This window comes from Polaromonas sp. P3_C2 (assembly GCF_056402675.1).
This window is the reverse complement of the sequence record NZ_JBFUGX010000455.1, coordinates 1-3437: the sequence shown is the minus strand read 5'-3', so window position 1 is coordinate 3437 and position 3437 is coordinate 1. Positions and strand designations below refer to the sequence as shown.

Here is a 3437-nt window from a genome sequence, read left to right as displayed (position 1 = left end):
CAAGGCAGCAGGCATGGAATACGGCACGGTGGTCACCGGTGTCGAAGTCAGCCTGCAACGTCGGACGGACGGACGGTCTTTCCTGCGATTGAGCAGCAACCGCCCCGTTACCGAGCCTTTCGTGGACCTCATCCTGGAGGCCAATTGGTCGAACGGGCGAATTACACGCGACTACACCATGCTGTTTGACCCGCCGGCACTGCGGTCCGGCAGTAGCGGCACAGCAGTTGCGCCAACTGCACCTGTGCTGTCGCGCCCCGGTTCGCCCAATGCCGCGCCGCCCTCCAAAGGCATTGCGTCCATCCCCTATTCCCCGTCAGGCCCCGGCTCCAGTGCCACCAGGCCCGCCCCCGTAGCCAAGGCACCTGCGGCAAAGGCGGAAAAAGCCCCCGCCGGCGACACACAGGTCACCGTCAAATCCGGTGACACCGCAGGCAAAATCGCTGCCCAGAACAAGCCGTCCAGCATTTCACTGGACCAGATGCTGGTCGCCTTGCTCCGAAGCAACCCGGATGCCTTCATCGGCGGCAATGTCAACCGCATCAAGTCCGGCGCCGTGCTGGACATCCCGACCGCCGAATCGGCCGGCRCCGTCTCCCCCGGCGAAGCTACCCAGACCATCGTCGCGCAAAGCAAGGACTTCAACACTTTCCGCCGAAAACTCGCAGAAGGCGTGCCAGCGGCACAGGTAGCCGGTGCCGACCGCCAGGCCGGCGGCAAGGTGGAGGCCAAGGTGGAAGACCGGGCGCCTGCCAGCACCACCCCCGACAAGCTCACCCTGTCCAAGGGAGCCGTCAAGGGCAAGGCAGCGACAGCCGCCGAAGAAAAGATTGCCAAGGAACGGCAAGCCAAAGAAGCCTCGACACGGGTCGCGGAGCTGTCCAAAAATATCAACGAGCTCAACAAACTCGGAAGCGGTCCGGCAGCGGCACCCGCAGCCAGCGCAGCCAAAACGCCAGGTGTGGCTGTTCCAGTTCCGTCCAGCGTTACAGTCCCCACACCTGCGGCGGCTCCGGCAGCTTCGGCGCCTTCCATCGCCGCATCGGCATCCACCAAGGCAGCGGTGACAGCCACACAGCCGGCCAGCGCAGCAGTTGCGGGCACGACGCCTGCGGTTCCCATGGCACCCGCCTCTGCAGCCTCAGCCACGGCTGCAAGCGCCGAGCCGCTTGCAGCGGCTTCACAACCAGCCCCCGCGGCCAGCGAACCCGTCGCACCGGTGGCAGCCGCTCCGGCAGCACCCAAAAAACCGGTTGTTGCGCCGCCTCCGCCGCCACCTGAACCCAGCCTGCTCGACGAACTGCTGGAAAACCCCCTGGTATTGCCGGGCGTAGGCCTTCTGGTCGCGTTGCTCGCCGGATTCGGTTTTTACCGGTACCGCCAGCGCGCCGGTGGGGCCCAGGTTGACAGCTCTTTCCTTGAAAGCAGGTTGCAGCCCGATTCTTTTTTCGGCGCCAGCGGCGGCCAAAGAATTGACACGAATGAAGGCAACGCCACGGGCTCGTCCCTGGTGTATTCGCCCAGTCAATTGGACGCCGCTGGCGACGTAGACCCCGTAGCCGAAGCCGATGTGTACCTGGCATATGGACGCGACCTGCAAGCTGAAGAAATCCTCAAGGAGGCGATGCGCACCAGCCCCATGCGCGTGGCAATTCACGCCAAGCTGATGGAAATCTATGCAAAACGCCGCGACAGCAAGGCATTTGAAACTGTCGCCATCGAAGCCTTCAATCTGACCCACGGCAATGGCCCGGAATGGGCGTACATCACCGAGATGGGCCGCGAGCTCGACCCTTCGAACCCGATGTACCAGCCTGGCGGACAGCCCGCCGGCACAGCCTCCGCCGCCGGGACCTCGGCGTTCAGCCCGGGCGGTACCGTGGCCATGGTGGCTCAACCGGTCAATGTCCCTGCGCCAACACCGGCCGTGGACGTTGATCTTGACCTGGATTTCTCACTCGGTGATGAGCCTGATACAGCCACGACCCCTGCGGCAATATCGGCACCCGTTGCACCAAAACCAGTTGCCCCGCCCGTCGTCAGGAAACCGGAACCCGCCGCCCTGAACATGGATTTCAGCAGCGCAACGGTTGCCATGCCTGCGGCCAAGCCACCGGCACCTGCTGCGGCCAAACCCGCCGAAGCGGCACCCGAGATTTCCTTTCTGTCCGAAGGCCTGAACTTTGAACCCGAGCCGTTCGTCCCGCCAGCCAAACCGGTTCCGCCGGTCAAGGCCGCTCCGGCCCCGGCCCCGGCCCCGGCAGTAGCCGACAGCGGCATGCTGGAATTCGACCTGGGCTCGCTTTCACTTGACCTGAATGGCCCAACAACGGAGAGTCCCGCTCCTGAGTTTGAAGTATCTTCTTCGTCGGATGACCCGCTTGAAACCAAGTTCATGCTGGCCGAAGAGTTCCGCTCGCTGGGTGACACCGACGGTGCCCGCTCGCTGGCCGAAGAAGTGCTGGCAGAAGCCAGTGGCCCGTTGAAAGTCAAGGCGCAGGCGTTCCTGAACGCCTTGGCGTGAGCGCAGCCTGAACGCACCGCGTTCACTGCGCACCGGCCGGGGTTCAACCGTGAGGATTGCCCTCGGCATCAGCTACAGCGGAAGTGCCTACGAGGGCTGGCAAAGCCAGCTCTCGGGCAATACCGTGCAAGACAAGCTGGAGCTGGCCTTGGCCAAGTTTGCCGCCCAGCCGATTCGTACCCTCTGCTGCGGGCGCACCGACGCTGGCGTGCATGCGCTGATGCAGGTCGTGCACTTTGACACGCCGCTGCAGCGCGACATTGCCTCATGGGTGCGCGGCACCAACACCTTTTTACCCGGTGACATCGCGGTGCAATGGGCACGCGAGGTCCCCGACGAATTCCATTGCCGCGGTAGCGCCATCGCACGCAGGTACGCCTACGTCGTGCTGGAATCACCAGTGCGGCCCAGCGTGGAAGCCGGGCGTGTCGGCTGGGTGTACCGGCCACTGGATGGCACTGCGATGCGACAGGCTGTCACGCACCTCATTGGCGAGCACGATTTCAGCTCTTTCCGGGCCGCGCAGTGCCAGGCCAAGTCCCCCGTCAAAACGATCAGCCGGATCGACATCTCCGAGCGTGCCGGTACGGGCTCCAAATACTGGCGCTTCGAGTTCGAGGCCAACGCCTTTTTGCACCACATGATTCGCAACATCATGGGCTGCCTGGTGGCTGTCGGCCAGGGCAACTACCCGCCAGGCTGGCTGGCCGAGGTAAGGGATGCGCGCAGCCGCGACGCAGCCGCGCCCACTTTTTCACCCGATGGGTTGTACTTCTTGGGACCGGTCTATGAAGACCACTATGGCCTCCCAAGTCGCACAGCGGCCTATGATTGGCTTCCATGACGCCCGCCACCCGCACCCGAATCAAGATCTGCGGCCTCACCCGCGAGGAAGACGTGGACGCGGCCGTGG

General features: G+C 64.2%; 2 protein-coding genes and 1 pseudogene. All 3 read left to right on the top strand.

Annotated elements, in window-relative coordinates; all coding sequences use genetic code 11:
- Nucleotides 1–2524: FimV/HubP family polar landmark protein (locus AC1DWI_RS17085; protein ID WP_477725276.1), on the top strand; the 2524-nt coding region annotated here is incomplete at its 5' end.
- 49 nt (nucleotides 2525–2573) lie between these two features.
- Nucleotides 2574–3368 carry a tRNA pseudouridine(38-40) synthase TruA gene (gene truA / locus AC1DWI_RS17080; protein WP_477671345.1) on the top strand — a complete coding sequence of 265 codons (795 nt, stop codon included), beginning with the start codon at nucleotides 2574–2576 and terminating at the stop codon, nucleotides 3366–3368.
- Nucleotides 3365–3437, top strand: a pseudogene (locus tag AC1DWI_RS17075) (phosphoribosylanthranilate isomerase); the annotation flags it as partial. The gene truA and the pseudogene AC1DWI_RS17075, both read left to right, overlap by 4 nt.